This is a genomic window from Streptomyces actuosus, assembly GCF_016921115.1.
Taxonomy (GTDB): Bacteria; Actinomycetota; Actinomycetes; order Streptomycetales; family Streptomycetaceae; genus Streptomyces; species Streptomyces actuosus_A.
Window position 1 is genome coordinate 1 of sequence record NZ_JAFFZS010000304.1, and the last position, 255, is coordinate 255.

The window sequence follows — 255 nt, forward strand, 5'->3', positions numbered from 1 at the left end:
GTTCGGGTGTGGGGGGTGGTTTCGACTTCGGTGTGTGGCCGCCGCGGGGTGCGGTGGGGGAGTCGGTGGAGGGTGTGTACGGGCGTTTTGCCGGGTTGGGTTTGTCGTACGGGTCGGCGTTTCGTGGTTTGCGGGGTGTGTGGCGGCGGGGTGAGGAGGTTTTTGCCGAGGTGAGTCTGCCTGCGGGGCAGGAGGGGGTTGCCGGGCGTTTCGGTGTGCATCCGGTGTTGTTGGATGCGGCGTTGCATGCGGTGT

Annotated in this window: 1 protein-coding gene; it reads left to right on the plus strand. The window is 66.7% G+C overall.

The window, feature by feature from the left end; all coding sequences use genetic code 11:
• Nucleotides 1-65 precede the first annotated feature (65 nt).
• A partial coding sequence (locus JS756_RS36420) for a polyketide synthase dehydratase domain-containing protein (protein ID WP_307791462.1) occupies nt 66-255 on the plus strand: 190 nt, incomplete at its 3' end.